19 protein-coding genes are annotated in these 17,811 nt (G+C 63.2%); 16 read left to right on the top strand and 3 right to left on the bottom strand.

The features are described 5' to 3' along the window. Positions 1–161: 161 nt before the first annotated feature. The 3 genes from wrbA to ACFODV_RS14560 all read left to right on the top strand — a co-directional run bounded on the left by wrbA (position 162) and on the right by ACFODV_RS14560 (position 1,747). Positions 162–788: an NAD(P)H:quinone oxidoreductase gene (wrbA, locus tag ACFODV_RS14570; RefSeq protein ID WP_379760688.1), complete on the top strand. Its 627-nt coding sequence runs from the start codon at positions 162–164 to the stop codon at positions 786–788. Next, on the top strand, positions 785–1,189 hold the full coding sequence (locus ACFODV_RS14565) for a DUF2069 domain-containing protein (protein WP_379760686.1): 405 nt from the start codon (positions 785–787) through the stop codon (positions 1,187–1,189). Before wrbA ends, ACFODV_RS14565 begins: the two co-directional genes overlap by 4 nt. 84 nt (positions 1,190–1,273) lie before the next feature. Next, positions 1,274–1,747 (top strand): c-type cytochrome, encoded by a 474-nt coding sequence (locus ACFODV_RS14560; RefSeq protein ID WP_379760684.1) that lies wholly within the window; start codon positions 1,274–1,276, stop codon positions 1,745–1,747. A gap of 69 nt (positions 1,748–1,816) precedes the next feature. On the opposite strand, the gene ACFODV_RS14555 is transcribed toward ACFODV_RS14560, so the two are convergent. Next, on the bottom strand, positions 1,817–2,503 hold the full coding sequence (locus ACFODV_RS14555) for a cytochrome b/b6 domain-containing protein (RefSeq protein ID WP_379760682.1): 687 nt from the start codon (positions 2,501–2,503) through the stop codon (positions 1,817–1,819). A 334-nt stretch (positions 2,504–2,837) separates the two neighbouring features. Between ACFODV_RS14555 and pdxH the strand changes: the two genes are divergently transcribed. Further along, entirely contained in the window at positions 2,838–3,479 is a 642-nt protein-coding gene (pdxH, locus tag ACFODV_RS14550; protein ID WP_379760680.1) for a pyridoxamine 5'-phosphate oxidase, read from the top strand. Positions 3,480–3,579: 100 nt separating this feature from the next. Here pdxH and ACFODV_RS14545 read toward each other — a convergent pair whose 3' ends face one another. Continuing rightward, positions 3,580–6,327 (bottom strand): bifunctional acetate--CoA ligase family protein/GNAT family N-acetyltransferase, encoded by a 2,748-nt coding sequence (locus ACFODV_RS14545; protein ID WP_379760678.1) that lies wholly within the window; start codon positions 6,325–6,327, stop codon positions 3,580–3,582. A gap of 115 nt (positions 6,328–6,442) precedes the next feature. On the opposite strand from ACFODV_RS14545, the gene ACFODV_RS14540 reads away from it, so the two are divergent. Together ACFODV_RS14540 and ACFODV_RS14535 are read left to right on the top strand one after the other, a co-directional pair. Beyond that, positions 6,443–7,396: a histone deacetylase family protein gene (locus ACFODV_RS14540; RefSeq protein WP_379760676.1), complete on the top strand. Its 954-nt coding sequence runs from the start codon at positions 6,443–6,445 to the stop codon at positions 7,394–7,396. A gap of 21 nt (positions 7,397–7,417) precedes the next feature. Then, positions 7,418–7,576: a hypothetical protein gene (locus ACFODV_RS14535; RefSeq protein WP_379760924.1), complete on the top strand. Its 159-nt coding sequence runs from the start codon at positions 7,418–7,420 to the stop codon at positions 7,574–7,576. A 1-nt stretch (position 7,577) separates the two neighbouring features. On the opposite strand, the gene ACFODV_RS14530 is transcribed toward ACFODV_RS14535, so the two are convergent. Further along, on the bottom strand, positions 7,578–8,432 hold the full coding sequence (locus ACFODV_RS14530) for a formate dehydrogenase accessory sulfurtransferase FdhD (protein ID WP_379760674.1): 855 nt from the start codon (positions 8,430–8,432) through the stop codon (positions 7,578–7,580). A 107-nt stretch (positions 8,433–8,539) separates the two neighbouring features. On the opposite strand from ACFODV_RS14530, the gene ACFODV_RS14525 reads away from it, so the two are divergent. The 10 genes from ACFODV_RS14525 to moaB all read left to right on the top strand — a co-directional run bounded on the left by ACFODV_RS14525 (position 8,540) and on the right by moaB (position 17,782). Continuing rightward, entirely contained in the window at positions 8,540–8,971 is a 432-nt protein-coding gene (locus ACFODV_RS14525; protein ID WP_379760672.1) for a DUF3305 domain-containing protein, read from the top strand. Continuing rightward, positions 8,968–9,477: a DUF3306 domain-containing protein gene (locus tag ACFODV_RS14520; protein ID WP_379760671.1), complete on the top strand. Its 510-nt coding sequence runs from the start codon at positions 8,968–8,970 to the stop codon at positions 9,475–9,477. Before ACFODV_RS14525 ends, ACFODV_RS14520 begins: the two co-directional genes overlap by 4 nt. Before the next feature lie 93 nt (positions 9,478–9,570). Further along, a complete protein-coding gene (locus tag ACFODV_RS14515) occupies positions 9,571–11,292 on the top strand; it encodes a 4Fe-4S binding protein (RefSeq protein WP_379760669.1) in 1,722 nt (573 codons plus the stop codon). A gap of 26 nt (positions 11,293–11,318) precedes the next feature. Next, positions 11,319–11,948, top strand: a complete 630-nt coding sequence (locus tag ACFODV_RS14510; protein ID WP_379760667.1) for a TorD/DmsD family molecular chaperone — start codon at positions 11,319–11,321, stop codon at positions 11,946–11,948. Positions 11,949–11,988: 40 nt separating this feature from the next. Next, positions 11,989–12,192 (top strand): twin-arginine translocation signal domain-containing protein, encoded by a 204-nt coding sequence (locus ACFODV_RS14505; protein ID WP_379760665.1) that lies wholly within the window; start codon positions 11,989–11,991, stop codon positions 12,190–12,192. A gap of 26 nt (positions 12,193–12,218) precedes the next feature. Beyond that, positions 12,219–15,074 (top strand): formate dehydrogenase subunit alpha, encoded by a 2,856-nt coding sequence (locus tag ACFODV_RS14500; protein ID WP_379760663.1) that lies wholly within the window; start codon positions 12,219–12,221, stop codon positions 15,072–15,074. 26 nt (positions 15,075–15,100) lie between these two features. Continuing rightward, positions 15,101–15,751 carry a formate dehydrogenase FDH3 subunit beta gene (gene fdh3B / locus ACFODV_RS14495; protein ID WP_379760661.1) on the top strand — a complete coding sequence of 217 codons (651 nt, stop codon included), beginning with the start codon at positions 15,101–15,103 and terminating at the stop codon, positions 15,749–15,751. Positions 15,752–15,762: 11 nt separating this feature from the next. Further along, positions 15,763–16,824 (top strand): formate dehydrogenase subunit gamma, encoded by a 1,062-nt coding sequence (locus tag ACFODV_RS14490; protein WP_379760660.1) that lies wholly within the window; start codon positions 15,763–15,765, stop codon positions 16,822–16,824. A 119-nt stretch (positions 16,825–16,943) separates the two neighbouring features. Further along, positions 16,944–17,261: a DUF1244 domain-containing protein gene (locus tag ACFODV_RS14485; protein WP_379760658.1), complete on the top strand. Its 318-nt coding sequence runs from the start codon at positions 16,944–16,946 to the stop codon at positions 17,259–17,261. Continuing rightward, positions 17,261–17,782 (top strand): molybdenum cofactor biosynthesis protein B, encoded by a 522-nt coding sequence (gene moaB, locus ACFODV_RS14480; RefSeq protein ID WP_379760656.1) that lies wholly within the window; start codon positions 17,261–17,263, stop codon positions 17,780–17,782. Before ACFODV_RS14485 ends, moaB begins: the two co-directional genes overlap by 1 nt. Positions 17,783–17,811 lie beyond the last annotated feature (29 nt).

The following is a 17,811-nucleotide window of genomic DNA, read 5'->3' as shown; positions in this document are numbered from 1 at the left end:
CCCCCACAAGCCGACAGTTCGGTCTGAAGCCAACCGCCGTTGAACAGGAGTGCTGATGAGCGCCATCAATGTTTATCGCCGTTTGCGCCTCTTCGTGTCCGGTCGGGTTCTTGCCCTGTTCGAATACCCTCTTTCCACTCCTCCCTGCCCCAGGAGCCCCAATGAGCGCTTCTCTGCCCTACGTGCTAATCCTCTACTACTCACGCCAGGGCGCCACCCGCGCCATGGCTGAACGGCTTGCGGCCGGCGTTGAATCCCTGCGTGGCATCGAGGCGCGCCTGCGAACCGTTCCCCCCGTCTCTCCCACCTGCGAGGCGGTGGATCCTGAGATTCCCGACGAGGGCGCCATTTACGCCTCCCTGGACGACCTGCGCCACTGTGCAGGGTTGGCCATCGGCAGCCCCACTCGCTTCGGCAACATGGCCGCACCGCTCAAGCACTTCCTGGACGGCACCAGTGAACTGTGGCTCGGCGGGGCGCTGATCGACAAGCCCGCCACGGCCTTCACGTCCACCTCCAGCCTGCACGGCGGGCAGGAGAGCACCCTGCTGACCATGTTGGTGCCCCTGCTGCACCACGGCATGGTCTATGCGGGTCTGCCCTACAGCGAAATCGAACTGATGGAGACCTCAAGCGGTGGTACTCCCTACGGGGCCACCCACCTGGCCGGCAAGCGCAGCGACCGCCCGCTTGATGAGCATGAACGCCTCCTCACTCAGGCCCAGGGCCGTCGGTTGGCCAGACTCGCCCTGGCGCTCTCGGCGATGCCCCGGGGAGATCGCTCATGAGACGCTGGCTCGAATCCCTGGAGGCCGAAAAAGGGGTGGATCACCTGACCACACGGTCGCGGCGATGGGTGTTGGTCAGCTACGGCATTTTGATCCTGGCCCTGGCAACCTGGGGTCTGCTGTTGGCCCGAGATGGCGGTAACCTGCGGCCAATGCTCGCCTTTTTGCTGCCACTGTTGCTGTTTCTCCCGTCGCTGCTGGGAAAACGACCGAGAGGGCACGCCTGGCTGGCCTTTGTCAGCCTGCTCTACTTCATGATTGGGGTGAACGTGGCGATCCTGCCCGGCCTCGGCTGGCTGGGCTGGCTGATTGCCCTGACGGCATTGGCCCTGTTCGGCGGCTGTACCTTCTACTCTCGTTTTCGTAGCCGCCAACTTCACGCCCAGGCCAACGGCAGCTGACCGGATGGCGTGCTAGGCTTGAGATGGCTTGAGCTATCCCTGCATCAAGTCTTGCGATCAATAAGCTAACGAAAGGAGTTCGTGATGACCGTGACCCTGCGTTCCCTGCTGACACTAGGGCTGTCCGCCGCGTTGATCCTTCCCCTCACGGCCCAGGCCGTCGATCCCGAAGATGCCATCGAGTATCGCCAGTCGGCCCTTCGCATACTGGCCTGGCAGCTGGGGCCCATGGGCGACATGGCCCAGGGTGACATTGACTACGATGAAGAGCACTTTGCCACTCGAGCCGCCAATCTAGCCGCAGCCGCCAACCTGCCCTGGGAAGGGTTCATGGAAGGCACCCTTCAGGGCGACGACCATGTTACTGAGACCGATGCTCTGGCAAAGATCGGCGATGAATGGGATGGTTTCAGGGAGAGTCAGGAGACCTTCCAGCAGGAAGCCGCCACGCTGGCGCAGATGGTGAACGACGGCGAAAAGTTCAACGTTCTGCGTCGCCAGGTCGGCGCCGTGGCCAACAGCTGCAAGGGGTGCCACGACGACTACCGCGCTGACTAAGGCAACGCCGGTCGGCGCCGAAAAGGAACGCGGCCACTCGGCCGCCTTCCTGTTGTTGGTTGGCGCCGTTCACGCGTTCCATAGCCACAGCACGGGCAGCGCCGCAACAACGATCACCAGCACTGCAAGCCAGGTACTCGCAATGCGTCGGACCTGGCCTTCAGTGATCGGTTCGTCTTCGGGCTCCCCAGCCAGCGCCTTGCGGCCGGTAACCATGGCGCCGACCAAACGTTCGCCTTTCAGTCGATGCACCACCAGAGCCAGCAGGTGTCCGGCGATCAGCAGCACCAGGAAGTTGGCATTAAGGTGGTGCAGCCCAGCCAGGGTGCTGGCCGTACTTCGATCCACCAGGTCATGCAGGGGAGCACTGAAGAAGATGTCGTCGGTCAAGAAGAGACCGCTGACGGCCTGAAAGGTGAGCGACAGCAGCATCACTACCACCATGATACCGCCCAGCGGATTGTGGCCAGCAAAAACGGGGGGGTGACCGCGCAGCATCCGCCTGGCGTAGTCGAACATGCTGGCCGGCGAATAGAGAAAACTTCTGAAGCGGGCGTGTTGGCTGCCTACCAGGCCCCACAACCACCGAAACAGCAGCAGACCCAGCAGCACGTAGCCGGTCCTTGCGTGGATATCGACAGGGAAAATGAAGGGCGCACCGTCGGTCTTCATGGTGTAGAAAGACAGTCCAACCGCCCCAACCAGGCCCCAGTGAAAGAGCCGAACCGGGATATCCCAGACGTTGCGTCGTCTCATCTCGCCTCCTTGCATGTTGCAGTTGTATCATCGTCTTCATAGGGGCCGTCGCGTCGGATGACTTGGCCCCGGTTAATTCTTCAGGCGGCATCCCTCGGCAACTGCCCATGGCCTCTGGCGAACGCCTGTGGAGTGTACCTCTTGTCATCGTCCAACGCCTTTCTCTCCACGATTGGCGCCATCGCTGCCTTCATCGCCATGGTGTCGATGAGGAAGTCGCCGCGAAAGTCAACCGACAACTGCTTAAGGTCACAAATCCCGCTGGTACTGATAAAGGAGTGTTGAGCTGCCGGCGCGGAGAGGCGACCATGCTATAAACTTCGAGGAGATTTCCATGACACGCAACATCGCCGATATCCGCCGCGACTACGAGGGTGGGCAACTCGACGAGTCTCAGTCCACCGACAACCCCATGGAGCTGTTCGATGAGTGGTTGACCCTGGCCCTGGAGAGCGAGGGAGATGATGGTAACGCCATGACCCTGGCTACCGTGGACAGTCAGGGGCTGCCTCATGCGCGCGTCGTCCTGCTGAAAGGGGTCGACGAACAGGGCCTGGTTTTCTACACCAACTATCACAGCCACAAGGGCAGTGAGCTGACCAATGTTCCCTATGCCGCCCTGGTCTTCTGGTGGCCGTCACTGGCGCGTCAGGTGCGCATCGAAGGAAGCGTCGAGCAGGTCAGTACTGACGAGTCCAACGCTTACTTTGCCAGCCGTCCGCGAGCCAGCCAACTGGGGGCCTGGATCGCTACCCAGAGCGTCGTAATTCCCGGCCGTGACTGGATAGAGGAGCGTCAGAGCCGTTTCGAACAGGCCTACGAGGGTCAGGAGATTCCCCGACCGGTGCACTGGGGCGGCTACCGTGTCGTTCCCACCATGATCGAGTTCTGGCAGGGACAGCCCAGCCGTCTCCACGACCGGATCCGTTACGAATCTCGCGACGGCCAGTGGCAGCACTTCCGCATGGCGCCTTGATCGGCATGGTCGCCTGACCCGAGTCAGCGCTCTGACACGTCTGACCCCCGCTGCGGCGGGGGTCAGACGTTGAAGGGGCGCTATGGCACTTGCAATCTGCTCAGTCCGGCATGCTCTCCAGACGATGCCGCTGCCACTCGCTCTCGGGCTCATTGAGCCGGAGTACAGCATCCACCACCTGCTCCTCCATGTTGTAGCGCTGCTTGAAGCCGAGATGCTTCATCAAGGCACGCATCGGATGGTTGTCGATCATGATCTTTCCGATCATCTCCAGGGTGCCGACGCTGCGGCAGTAGTCGATCAACTTGTGCATCAGCATGCTTCCGAGACCAAGCCCCGTGAGATCATCGCGAATGATCACCGAGAACTCCGTTCGGATATTGTCAGGATCGTTCCAGACTCGAGCAACGCCAAGCATTTCCTTGGTGCCGTCGTCGTGAAGGTGTTCGGCGATGAAGGCCATCTGGCGGTCGTAGTTGATCTGCGACAGCGTCGACAGGTCCCGTTGAGTCAGATCGGCCTTGTTGTGGAAGTAGCGAAAGCGAATGCTCTCCTCGGACAGTTGACGGTGGAAATTGGTCAGCAGCGGTGCATCCTCGGCCCGAATCGGACGCACTTCCACCTCCCAGCCGTTTTTCAGGGTCACCCACTCACGCAGCTCTTCCGGGTAAGGCATGATGGCGAAGCGTGCCGGCGTGCCAAGGTCCATGGCAAAATCCACCGCCACCATGTCGTCGCGGTTGAGCAGCAGCGGATTGATCTCTATACCGCGTAGCTCAAGCAGATCGCTGGCCATCTGCGACAGCTTCACCAGCAGCTGGCAGAGCCGTTCGATGTCACGATCGGGGTCGCTGGAGTGCTCATGAATCAATCGCGCCACATGGGTGCGGTCCACCATGTCCTCGGCCAGCGTCATGTTGAGCGGCGGCAGTGCCACCTGGCGGTCAGCCAGGATATTGACCTTGTAGCCGCCGATGCCAAACACGATCACCGGGCCGAACACCGGATCTCGAGTGATCCCGGCACACGTCTGCAGCGAATGCTTTCCGCGCTGCATGGGCTGCAGGCAGTACTCACGGACCTTGAAGGCGGGATACTTTTCGCTCACCTGTTCACCGAGCAGTGTGACCCCTTCTGCCACCTGGTCGGGCGTCTTGAGATCCTGCAGGAGTCCCGCCGAGACTCGATGGGGATGCTTTCGATAGCGGAACGGACGGCAATTTCCCTCATGCACCACCTTCAGCGCGATAGCGCCATCGAACGCTGCCGCCGCGGCGGCGCCCTCCTCGGGGGTTGTCACATAGCGGCTCTCTGCCACTGGAATACCGTAGGCCTGAAGCACCTGGGCGGTCTCCGAGTGGGATAGCGATTCGCGGCCCTCGGCCTTGGCCTCCTTGATCAGGGTGCGGCAGCGAGCACGGATATCCGGCGTTGTCGTGAACGGCAAGCTCGGTGGGGTTTCCTGAAGCAGCGCCTGTACCCGCTGGTAGTCGACCATGTGCATAAAGGCGTTGATGGCTTTCTCGGGTGACACATAGGTGGGTATCGCCGCCAGGCTGCATTCGTGACGAGCAGAAAGCGCCTCCTCCAGCCCCATGAAACTGGTCAACAAATTGCGGCGGAAGCGCTTGCGGTTGGCCACCACCGCCTGGGCGGTGGTCTTGGAGGGCGCCATGCGAGTCGGCGCGTGCACCACGAGCACGGCGTCGACGCCGGGATCGGCGGCGATGATCTCGATGACCTCCACGAATTTTTCCGGAGTGGCATTGCCGCCCATGTCTACCGGGTTCTCCCCGGGTTTGCTCATGTCGAAGTCGCCGCGATGGAGCGCCTTCCGCGTCTCCTCGGTGAACTCGGCCAGCTTGCCGCCGGCATGGATCAGCTTGTCGATGGCCAGCATGGCCGGCCCCAAGCCGTTGGAGACAATGGCCAGGCGGTCTCCCCGCAGCGGTTTCATGAGCGACAGAGTCATCAGCGCATCGAACAGATCATCGGAGTCGTGGACCCGCACCACCCCCGCCCGTGAAAATGCCGCGTCGAAGATCTGGTCGCGGTTGGCAATTCCCGGCGTTGGCGGCAGGCCCGTAAGATCCGACTGGGGCGTTCGCCCACTCTTGATGGCCAGCACCAGGCGGTTGCGCGAAGCGTCGCGCAGCGCGGTCATGAAGTGCTGGGCGTCGAAGATCTTTTCCAGGTGGAGCAGGATCGCCTGGGTGGGCGAAAACTGATTGATATAGTCAAGCAGGTCGGGAAGCATAACGTCGACGCTGTCGCCGAGCGTGATCAGGTGCGAGAAGCCCACCCCGCGCCCCGCCGCCCAGTCGATCATCGCCGTGCCGAGCATGCCGGACTGGCCCAGATAGGCGACTTTGCCGGCCTTGATCGGCCGATTGGCGTAGGAGGCGTTGAGCTTGCGCCCTGGCACGATGAGACCCATGCATTCCGGCCCCAGCACGCGAATTCCCGACTGGCGGGCGGCATCGAGCATGCGTTGGCGGATCGAGGCCTTGCCGTCGCGAGCTTCGTCCAGGTGAGAGCCGCCGGAGAGGACCAGGGCGGCACGCACTCCGATGCTGCCCAGCCTCGCGATGCGTCCGGGCACCGTGGCTACCGGTGAACAGATGACCGCCAGGTCGGGCGCCTCGGGGAGCTGACCAATGCGCGAGAAGGCAGGCTGACCGAAGACGCTATCGTACCCCTTGGGATTGACGGCCCAGAGGGTGCCCGGAAAACCGGCCTCCTGCAGATTGCGGATCACAAGCCCGCCCAGAGAATCGGATTTCTCCGAAGCGCCGATGACGGCGATGGTCTTGGGTTCGAAGAAGTGACGCAGAAAACGGGTACTCAAGAGGCTCTCCCGACAGCTGATGGCTGAAATGGCTGTCTACTGTGTACGACCTATTGACACTGTCTGGCAAGGGATTAGGCAAAGTAAAGTGACCTCAGTCAGCCTGGAGGCACCCATGATCACCGGTTACATCACCCATCCCCATTGCATGCTCCATCACATGGGTCCTGAGCACCCCGAGAGCCCGCTGCGGCTGGAGGCGATTCGTGCCCGGCTCTCTCTTTCGGGGCTGCTGCAACAGACCATGCAGTCCGAGGCCCGCGAAGCCACCGAGGAGCAACTGGCCCGGGTGCACCCTCTGCGTCATCTGCGCGCCCTGGACAAGTGCATCCCCAGCGAAGGGATTGTCACTCTGGACAGTGACACCATGATGAATCCGGATAGCCTCAGTGCTGCCCGGGTGGCCGCGGGGGCCGTCATTCGAGGCGTCGATCAGGTCTTTCGTCACCAGGCCGATAACGTGTTCTGTGCCGTGCGTCCGCCCGGACACCACGCCGAGGCCACCGACGCCATGGGCTTCTGCTTCTATAACAATGTAGCAGTCGGCGCCGCCCACGCCCGGGCGAAGTATGGCGCAAGGCGCATCGCGATCCTCGATTTCGACGTCCACCAGTGCAACGGCACCATCGATATCTTCAAGGATGACCCCGATGTGCTGGTGTGCACCAGCTTCCAGTATCCCTTTTATCCCTGGCGCTACCTGCGCAGCGAGTGGCAGAACGTGGTCAACACGCCGCTGGAAGCGGGAACCGACAGCGCCGCCTTCCGCCGCGCCATCGAGGACGACTGGCTCCCCGCCTTGCACCGCTTCAAGCCGGAACTGGTGCTGCTCTCCTCGGGGTTCGATGCCCACCGCGAAGACGATATGGCCGAGCTCAGTCTGGAGGAAGAGGACTTCTACTGGATCACCCACATGGCCCTGGAGATCGCCGCTCTTTACGCAGACAATCGCCTGGTCTCGGTACTGGAAGGAGGTTACCACCTCGAGTCTCTTGGCCGCTGCGTCGAGGCCCACCTCAAGGCGCTGCTGGGCCAACCCTTCAGCGACGCCCCCGCCCCTTCGGCCTAGAAGGCTTTGGCCAGGGAGCTGTTGCCCAGGCATCTCTTAGAGCCGCTGCGTCTCGACCAGGGTGACAGCAGCTACTTCGACAGCATCTACTTCGACAGCGACATGGGCCATGCTCTAATCTCGATGCGCCAAGAAGGCGCTGTGGTGCTGTCGGTCTGCACTCGGGTCGAGGCCGCCTGACTCAGCGCCGGCCACCGGCGGTGCGATCGCCGGGACGGCGCGGCGGTACCGCGTCCAGCGTCAGTCGCTGGGCAGCATTGATCGCCTGAAAATGGCGTCCCTTGGCTCTCGCAATCAGCATCACGCCGAAACGGCTGGCCAGCTCGACACCCTTCTGGGTTACCCCGGAGCGCGACACCAGCACCCCGATACCCATCTGCGCCACCTTGAGCACCATCTCCGATGTCAGGCGCCCGGTGGTGTAGAAGATATCGGCATGCCCCGACTCCGCCTCCGCCAGCCACTGGCGTCCCGCCAAGGTATCCACGGCGTTGTGGCGCCCCACATCCTCGACGAAGTCCAGCACCCTGGCTTGGTGGCACAGCGCACAGCCGTGCACCGCCCCGGCGCTGCGATAGGTCTCGTTATGCTCGCCCAGATTCTCCAGCATCCCGTAGAGTACTGACTGGCGCAACGGTGTCTCGGGCAGGGTCTGGCGTGGAATGGCGTCCAACAGCCGCCCGAACACCGTGCCCTGACCGCAGCCGGTGGTCACCGTACGATGCCCGAGCCGCTCCTCCAGATCATCTGGCTCGTGACGCGTTATTACGGCCGCCGCCTCCACGTCCCAGTCCACGTGCACCGCCAACAGGTCGTCCCGCACGGCGATCAGCCCCTGGTTGCGCAAGTACCCCACCACCAGCGACTCGGGGTCCGCGCCCAGGGTCATCAGGGTGACGATCTCGCGCTTGTTGAGATAAAGGGTAAGAGCGCGCTCTGCGGCGATGGCCTGAAGGCGCGCCTCGCCGAACTCGTCGAAGACCTCGATCTCCAGGGTGGCAGGCAAGCGGGCCTGGCTCAGGCTGATGTCGTGCATCGACGGCTCCTCGTCAAAGCGTTGATAGTGATGATGGCATCCCTCGGCCTCAGTGTCTTTAATGGATAAGAACAGACGATAACAACTCCTCTCCGAGCACGCCGCCCATGCCCGCGCCCAGCCGTCAGACCACCCTGAGCCTCGACCTCGAGGGCACATCACGACACGTCAAGGGGTTCACCTCAACCCAGTGGCGCATCATCGACCTGACGCCCGGTGATACCGGCCCTTGGGTACTCACTCTTCAGCTCTTCCTGACCGAACGCGCCGCTTATCGATTCAACCTCGAGGCAGGGACACCGCGTCTGTTCGTCCACTGTGGTGAGAGCAGCGCTACCCCCGATCCATTGGCGATCACCGCCAGCCAGGATGTCGCCGCCGCCTGGCTTGACGGCGAGCAGCAGGTGCTCGAGGTGGAGATGCCGCTCGCCGTACAGGCCTGGATCGAAGCCTATCTCGTTCGTCACGGAGAGGCTCCCGATGAGGGCCGCAAGAAGAAGCGCCAGGGAGCCGGCCGGGCTCGGGAGCACTCCGCATGAGCCGATTGAGCCGCTGGTCACGCCGCAAGCTCGGCGTTGACGCCAATGAAGAGGTGCTGGAAGAGCCGCCAGTCGCCCGCCATGACCAGGTCGATCAGGCGTCCGCTCCAGCACCCGAGCCGGGCAGTCTTGATGCCACGCTTCCCGATCCCGATACCCTCCCTTCTGGCAGCGACTTCAAGGCGTTCCTGCAAGAGGGCGTCAGCGATGCCCTGCGTCGTCGTGCCCTGCGCCGGATGTTCTCGGGCGACCATTACGGGATACGCGACGGCCTGGACGACTACGACGACGATTATCGGCAGCAGCTCAAGCCGCTGGCCAACGAAATGGCCCAGCGCCTCAGGCAGTGGACCCACCGAGTCGAGGAGGGCGAGCCCGAGGTGCAAGCCGGTGAATCGATTGAGCCTTCGGTCGTGGACACGGCCGAGGAAACCGATATCACGGCACCGGAAGCCGAGGACGAGAGCATTGCCCGCCAGGAAACGCCCGCCTCGAGGACGACCTAGACCCAGGGTGAGCTGGCAGGATCCAGAAATTCGACCAAACTAAGAAATTAGCATCACATTAGAATAACGATATATCACTGACCGTGAGGTGGCATGAATCAGCATATCAACACGATTGCCGTGGACGACAACGGCAACCGTCAGGCCAGACAGGCGGCGTATCAGCGTGCCTCCTGGCCACTCAACCTCACCCCGGCAAGCGTCGGGTATATCAGCCAGGGCCATGGCCTGATACTCGGCAACGAACGTGATGTGCGTCTCGCCGCCCAAACGCTGCTGAAGCAGGGAATGGCGTCACTGACACTTCTCTTCAACGAACCCATCTCCCCCTCGGCCATCGCCGAGAATGATCTCGATGATGAGACGTTGATGAGCGAGACGTCCGGGCTGGCGCATCATCGTCTGTCACGCGAGCAGGCCGCGAGCCTTCGCCTGGAAGGCTACCTGGGGCGTTTTCGCGTCACCCTCCACCGCGAAGAGGGTCCGCTCGACCTGGCCCGCGCCCTTGCCGACCGTGACCACTTCGACCAGATCCTCGACCTGGGTGAGACCCCGTCACTGGCGTTGGAACTGCCCCCCCCTGGGTATGTTGCTACCCGTTGGATCGACCCGGAGACTCCCTCAAGACTCGAGGGTTTTGCTGCGCTGGTCGGCGAGTTCGATAAGCCCCGCTACTTCCAGATCCATCAGGCACTATGCGCACATTCGGCCAGCGGCAACGTCGGCTGCACCCGATGTCTGGACGTCTGTCCTGCCGATGCGATTCAGAGTCAGCGAAGCCGGGTCGAGTCGCGTATCGAGATCGATCCCTACCGCTGTCACGGCGTGGGCAGTTGCAGCAGCGCCTGCCCCACCGGCGCCATCGAGTTCCGGATGCCCGAGTCCCATCGTCAGCAGGAGACCCTGCTGGCCTGGCTGGCGGCCTATCGCGAAGCGGGCGGCGGCCAGCCGGTGGTGCGCTTCGTGGCGAGCGAACACGTGCCGTCCGATGAATCCCCGGCCGGCCACGTCCTTGATGTGCCTCTCGAGGAACTCGGTGCAGCCGGTCATGACCAGTGGCTGACGGCACTGGCGGGGGGCGCCGCCGAAGTTCGCCTGCAGCATCACCCTGACATGCCGGAGCGTCTGGTCGCCTTCCTCGACGATCAGCTCATCCAGACACGGACCTTGCTTCACGCGCTAGGGCATCCAGCCGAGCGTATTTCGGTGCTTGGTGTCGACGACGCGACAGCCAGGGATGCCCTGCCCGGCCACCCGCCACTCCCCGTGGACGATTTCATACTCGATGTCACAGGCAAGCGGGACCGGCTCAACCTTGTGCTTGACCGCCTTGCCGAGCAGGGTCGGCCGGACGGTGCGCGACACTTCATTCCCCATAATGCCGCCTATGGCGGACTCGTCGTTGATACCCAGCGCTGCACACTCTGCATGGCCTGTGTCGCCAGCTGTCCTACGCCCGCACTGGCAGCCGGTGAAGAGAGCCCGGAGCTCAGCTTCCGAGAAGCCGACTGCGTACAGTGTGGCCTCTGCGCAGACGCCTGCCCCGAGGATGCCATCGCCCTCCTCCCTGGCTTTCTGGCCGATCCCGCGCGCAACCAGCGGCATGTCTGTCATGCGGAGGCAGCCTTCGACTGTGTTCGCTGCGGCAAGCCCTTCGCCACGGCCAGCACCATCGCCACCATCAAGGCGAAGCTGATCGATCATCCCTATTTCGCCGGCGAAGCGATCTCCCGGATCGAGATGTGCGAGGACTGCCGGGTGCGCGATGTTTGGCGGGACATGGCACGGGACCCCGAATCGCAACTGAAGGTATGAACCGATGAGCGAAAAGGTATGAAACGATGAGCGAAAGTGTCATGCATCAGGCGGCGCCCGACCTGGACGAGCTCCAGGCTCTCAGAGCCGACGTCTACCGTTTGCTGGCGCGCCTGCTCCGCGAGCCGCCGGACGAAGATCTACTGGCATGGCTGGCCGATCTCGAGGTAGAGGATGACGCCAGCCCGCTGGCAGCTCCCTGGCGCCAACTGGTCGAAGCGGCGCGACACTCCCGTCCTCAGACGCTCGCCAAGGAGCATTTCCGCCACCTCGTTGGCGTCATCCAGGGCGACGTGACCCCTTACGCCTCCTGGTATCGTAACGGCGAGCTGATGGACCAGGCCCTGGTGGCGTTGCGCCATGACCTGAAAGCGCTGGGCATTGAACGCGATGAACGGGTGAGAGACCCCGAGGACCATCTCGCGGCGCTGTGCGAGACGATGGCCCTGCTCATCGAATCCGGCTCTCCCGCCGAGGCTCGCTTCTTCATGACCCATCTGAGTCCCTGGGCCGCCATCTGCCTGGCCGACCTTACCAGGGTAGAAAGTGTTTTTTATTCCGGGCTCGGCCGACTCGGCCGAGCCTTTATCGACAGGGAAGAGGCGCTGCTCGCCGGCGAGGCAGCGCAGGATCCGATCAGGCTCGTGGAGCCCTGACACGCCAGCTCACGGCCACGGTATTAACGAGGAAAACTCCATGAACAAGACCAATAATCCGCACCGCCGCCGCTTCCTCAAGACCCTGGGGGTCGGCACCGCCGCCGCCGGGGCGGCAGTCGCCGTCGGCAACGTCACCCTGGTGCAGGCCGAAACGCCCCGCGCCGAGTCCCTGGCCGACAAGGCCCAGGGCTACCGGGAGACCGACCATATCCGCACCTTCTACGCCACCCTGCGGGACTGACGGCTCGACAGCCAGGAGATCACACCATGCGTCTGACTCGTAAAAGCGATGCCCCCAAGGGCCCAGGGCTGGGCATTTCCCGCCGTCAGTTCCTTCAGCGCAGCGGTGCCGCCACGGGCGGCCTCGCCGCGGCCGGCTTCATGGGCGCCCCGATGATGCGTCGCAGCGACGCCTCGGAGAAGACCCCGGTTCTCGACTCGCCGGTGGAGACCAAGCGAACGGTCTGTTCCCACTGCTCGGTGGGCTGTGGCGTCTATGCCGAGGTGCAGGAAGGTATCTGGACCCGGCAGGAGCCCGCTTTCGACCATCCCATCAACCGCGGCGCCCACTGTGCCAAGGGTGCCTCGCTGCGTCAGCACGGCCATTCCAGCCGGCGCCTCAAGTACCCCATGAAGCTGGTCGGCGGCGAGTGGCAGCGTCTCAGCTGGGAGGACGCCATCGAGGAGATCGGTGAGAAGGTGCTTCAGCTCACCGAGGCGCATGGTCCAGACAGTATCTACTGGCTGGGGTCGGCCAAGTTCAACAACGAACAGGCCTATCTGATGCGCAAGTTTGCCGCCCTGGCCGGCACCAACAATACCGATCATCAGGCGCGCATCTGTCACTCCACCACCGTGGCCGGGGTGGCCAACACCTGGGGCTACGGAGCGATGACCAACTCGCTCAACGACATGCAGAACAGCAAGTCGATCATGTTCATCGGCTCCAACCCGAGCGAAGCACACCCGGTGGCCATGCAGCATATCCTGCTGGCCAAGGAGCGCAGCAACGCCCAGATCATCGTCGTCGATCCGCGTTTCACTCGCACCGCCGCCAAGGCGGACAGCTTCGTGCGCATCCGCCCCGGCTCGGACGTGGCCTTTATCTGGGGCCTGCTGTGGCACATCTTCGAAAACGGCTGGGAAGACCGGGAGTACATCAACCAGCGTGTCTATGCCATGGACGAGGTGCGCGCGGAGGTTGCCAACTTCCCACCCAGTGAGGTGGAACGGGTCAGCGGCGTCCCGGAAGCGCAGATGTATGACACGGCCCGTCGATTGTCGGAGAACCGTCCCGGCTGCATCGTCTGGTGTATGGGCGGCACCCAGCACACCACAGGCAACAACAATACCCGCGCTTACTGCATCCTCGAGCTCGCGCTGGGCAATATCGGCAAGTCCGGCGGTGGCGCCAATATCTTCCGCGGCCACGATAACGTCCAGGGGGCGACGGATCTGGGGCTGATGTCTCACTCCCTCCCCGGCTACTACGGTCTCGCCGAAGGCGCCTGGGCCCACTGGGCGAGGGTCTGGGACCTCGATCTCGACTGGCTGAAGAGCCGCTTCGACCAGACCGAGTACGCCGACGGGAAGCCCATGTACAGCAACGGCATTACGGTGTCGCGCTGGGTCGACGGTGTGCTTGAGGAAGAAGATGCGATCTCCCAGCGCAGCCAGCTAAAGGCGATGTTCTACTGGGGCCATGCGGTTAACTCCCAGACCCGCGGCCCCGAGATGCAGAAGGCGATGCAGCAGCTCGAGATGATGGTCATCGTCGACCCCTATCCCACCGTTGCCGGCGTCATGCACGGCCGCCAGGACGGCGTGTACCTGCTGCCGGCGGCGACCCAGTTCGAGACCACTGGCAGCGTCACCGCCACCAACCGCTCTATCCAATGGCGCGACAAGGTGATCGAGCCGCTGTTCGAGGCCAAGCCCGACCACGAGATCATGTATCTGCTGGCCAGAAAGCTGGGCTTCGGCGACGAACTCGTCAAGAACTTCCAGATGAATGGCAACGAGCCGCTGATCGAAGACATCACTCGCGAGTTCAACGCCGGCATGTGGACGGTCGGCTACACCGGCCAGAGCCCTGAACGGCTAAAGGCTCACCAGAAAAACTGGCACACCTTCAGCTTTCGCACCCTGCAGGCCGAAGGTGGTCCCGCCGACGGCGACTACTACGGTCTGCCCTGGCCCTGCTGGGGCACCGCCGAGATGGGCCATCCCGGCACCCCGATCCTCTACGACACCAGCAAGCGAGTCTCCGAGGGCGGCCTGACCTTCCGGGCGCGCTTCGGTATCGAGCGCAACGGCGAGAATATTCTGGCCGACGGCGTCTTCAGCGAGGGCTCCGAACTCGACGACGGCTATCCCGAATTCACCGATGCCATGCTCAAGGACCTGGGCTGGTGGGACGACCTCACTCCGGCAGAGCAGGCCGAGGCGGAGGGCAAGAACTGGAAGACCGACCTGTCGGGCGGCATCCAGCGGGTCGCCATCGCCCACGAGTGTGCCCCCTTCGGCAATGCCAAGGCGCGCTGCAACGTCTGGACCTTTCCCGACCCGATTCCCAAGCATCGCGAACCGCTCTACACCAGCCGCCGCGATCTGGTGGCCGATTACCCGACCTGGGACGACGTGGCGTCACACTATCGTCTGCCCACGCTCTACAAGACCATTCAGGACAATGACAATTCGGACCGCTATCCGATCATCCTCACCTCCGGGCGTCTGGTGGAGTACGAGGGCGGCGGCGAGGAGACTCGCTCCATGTCCTGGCTGGCGGAGCTGCAGCAGCAGATGTTCGTCGAGATCAACCCGGCGCTGGCCAACGACCTGGCCGTGGCCGACGGCGACATGGTCTGGGTCGAGGGGGCCGAGGGCGGGCGTGTCCGTGTTCAGGCCCTGGTAACACCTCGCGTGTCGCGTGACGTGGTGTTCATGCCGTTCCATTTCGGCGGCATGTTCCAGGGCGAGAGCCTGCATGACGTCTACCCGGAAGGGTCGGCACCCTACGTACTCGGCGAGGCGGCCAACACCGCCACGACCTACGGCTACGACAGCGTGACGCAGATGCAGGAAACCAAGTGCACCCTGTGTCGCATCGAGAAAGCCAGCTGATTGCGCTCGCCTACCAGGAGATTCCCATGGCCCAGATGAAATTCATGTGCGACGCGGAACGCTGCATCGAGTGCAACGGATGCGTCACTGCCTGCAAGAACGCCAACGACGTCGAGTGGGGTATCCAGCGCCGCCGCGTGGTGACCCTCGACGACGGTGAACCCAGCGAGGTGTCGATCTCGGTGGCCTGCATGCACTGCGACGATGCGCCCTGCATGGCGGTCTGCCCTACCGACTGCTTCTACAAGACCGACGACGGTATCGTGCTCCACGACAAGGACCTGTGCATCGGCTGCGGCTACTGCCTCTACGCCTGCCCCTTCGGCGCCCCGCAGTTCCCGAAGCAGAACGCCTTTGGCGAGCGCGGCAAGATGGACAAGTGCACCTTCTGTGCCGGCGGTCCGGCGGAGAGCAAGGAGGAAGAATACGAGAAGTATGGCGCCAATCGTATTGCCGAAGGCAAGCTGCCGCTATGTGCCGAAATGTGCTCTACCAAAGCGCTGCTTGCCGGCGATGCCCAGACGGTAGCGGACATCTTCCGTCAGCGCGTGGTGCAGCGCGGCCATGCAGACGGCGGCTGGTCGGGCAACCAGCGCCGCGAGCGGGAACGCACCCGCGCCGGCGCCGACCTCAACCAGGCTGATTCACTGGCCTATGACGCGACCCGCCAGGGCTAGGAGGTGATCTCATGAGCCTGTGTCGAAATGGGCCCAACGTCGGGGCGAGCATTGCGCTTGCGCTGTTGCTCCTCCTGACCGCTCTGTTCGCTTCCCCTGCCCTGGCCCAAGCGGAGGTCGAAAGGGAGGCCGCTGCGGCCGTAGGAGCCGTCACGCCGGACACCTGGCGCCAGGTACGCAGTGGCGAGGTCGGCCCCAACTTCCGCGACACCCGAGCCGACTCCACCTACAACCTGATCAACGCCAGCGGTGAGAGCTGGCGTCAGCTGCGCAACCGCTGGGTCTCGCCCTTCGGCCTGATCGCCGTCGGCGGCATGGCCGGTGTCATCCTGCTTTTCTACCTGATTATCGGTCGCAAGGACCTCAGCGAACCTCGCACCGGCCGCAAGCTATTGCGCTGGCCGCTGGTAGTCCGCTCGATCCACTGGACCGTGGCCTCGCTGTTCATCGTCCTCGCGCTCACCGGGCTTAACCTGCTCTATGGCAAGTTCGTGTTCCGTTCGCTGTTCGGCGATGCGTTCTGGGCATCGATGATCTCGGGCTCCAAGCTACTGCACAACTACCTGGGGCCGCTGTTCGGCATCCTGCTTGTGGTGCTGCTGGTGCGGGTGCTGAAGCACAACTGGCTGGATCGCACGGATCTGGCCTGGTTCAAACAGGGGGGCGGCCTGGTGGGCAAGGGCCACCCCGATGCCGGCTTCGCCAATGGCGGTGAGAAACTGTGGTTCTGGCTTCTTGCCACTGCAGGACTGTTGGTGGTGGCGAGCGGTCTGGTGATGGACTTCCCCAACTACGGCCAGAGTCGCGACACCATGCAGTGGGCCAACATCATTCACGCTGTGGGTGCCCTGGGTCTGACGGCAGTGGCACTGGGCCACATCTACATCGGCACCATCGGGTCGGAGGGCTCGCTGGAAGGAATGACCACCGGCTATGTGGATGAGACCTGGGCGAAGGAGCACCACAACCTCTGGTACGAGGAGGTCAAGGACCAGGCTGTGCCCGAGGACCAACTCACCGGCGACAAGACCGTCCCTGGCGACAGCAGCGAAACGGCGTCTCGCCCCGGGTAAGTCTCGTTGTTTCCTCCATACGACACCGCCTTCGGGCGGTGTCTTTTGTTATCCTGATATAAAGCTTCACATTCACGCATGACCCACGCCTTACCCACGCGAAAGAGAGAAAGCCTGCCATGCAGCACCTGGATGACGCCACCCGAACCGAATTGGAAGCCGCCGCCTTCCGCCGCCTCGTCAAGCATCTCGACGAGCACAAGGAGGTCCAGAACATCGATCTGATGATACTGGCCGATTTCTGCCGCAACTGTCTCTCCAAGTGGCTGGTCAGTGCCGCCGATGAGCGGGGTGACGAGCTCGATTATGAGGCCGCCCGCGAGTACGTCTATGGCATGCCCTACGCCGAGTGGAAGAAAAACCATCAGCAGGACGCCACGCCCGAGCAGCTGGCTGCCTTCGAGGCCCGCCAGGCGCAGAAGCAGGAGAAAGCGTGATGAGCGAGCCGATGCTGCCTCTCGCCATTGCCGTGCTGACCATCTCCGATACCCGTACCGAGGCCACCGATCGCAGCGGCCAGTCCCTGGTGGAACGCCTTACCGCCGCCGGTCACCGCCTGGCGGACAGGAAGATCGTCCCGGATGACATCTACCGCATTCGCGCCGTGGTGTCGGGCTGGATCGCCGACCCCGACATCCAGGTGGTGCTGACTACCGGAGGCACGGGCTTTACCGGCCGTGATTCCACCCCCGAGGCGGTGAAGGTGCTGCTGGATAAGGAGATCGAGGGGTTCGGTGAGCTGTTCCGCCACCTCAGCTGGCAGGAGATCGCCAGCTCCACGGTGCAAAGCCGCTGTCTGGGGGGGCTGGCCAACGCTACCGTGGTGTTCTGCCTGCCCGGTTCCACCGGTGCCTGCCGAACAGGCTGGGACGGCATACTCGCCGAGCAGCTCGATAGCCGGCATAAACCCTGTAATTTCGCTAATCTCGTCATTCCCGAGCGAGGCCAGCATGGTTAACGTCATGAATCTTCATCATAAACCCTGCT

The sequence above is a fragment of the Halomonas tibetensis genome, assembly GCF_042643535.1.
Lineage (GTDB): Bacteria > Pseudomonadota > Gammaproteobacteria > Pseudomonadales > Halomonadaceae > Halomonas > Halomonas tibetensis.
This window is presented reverse-complemented; position numbering and strand designations above follow the sequence as displayed.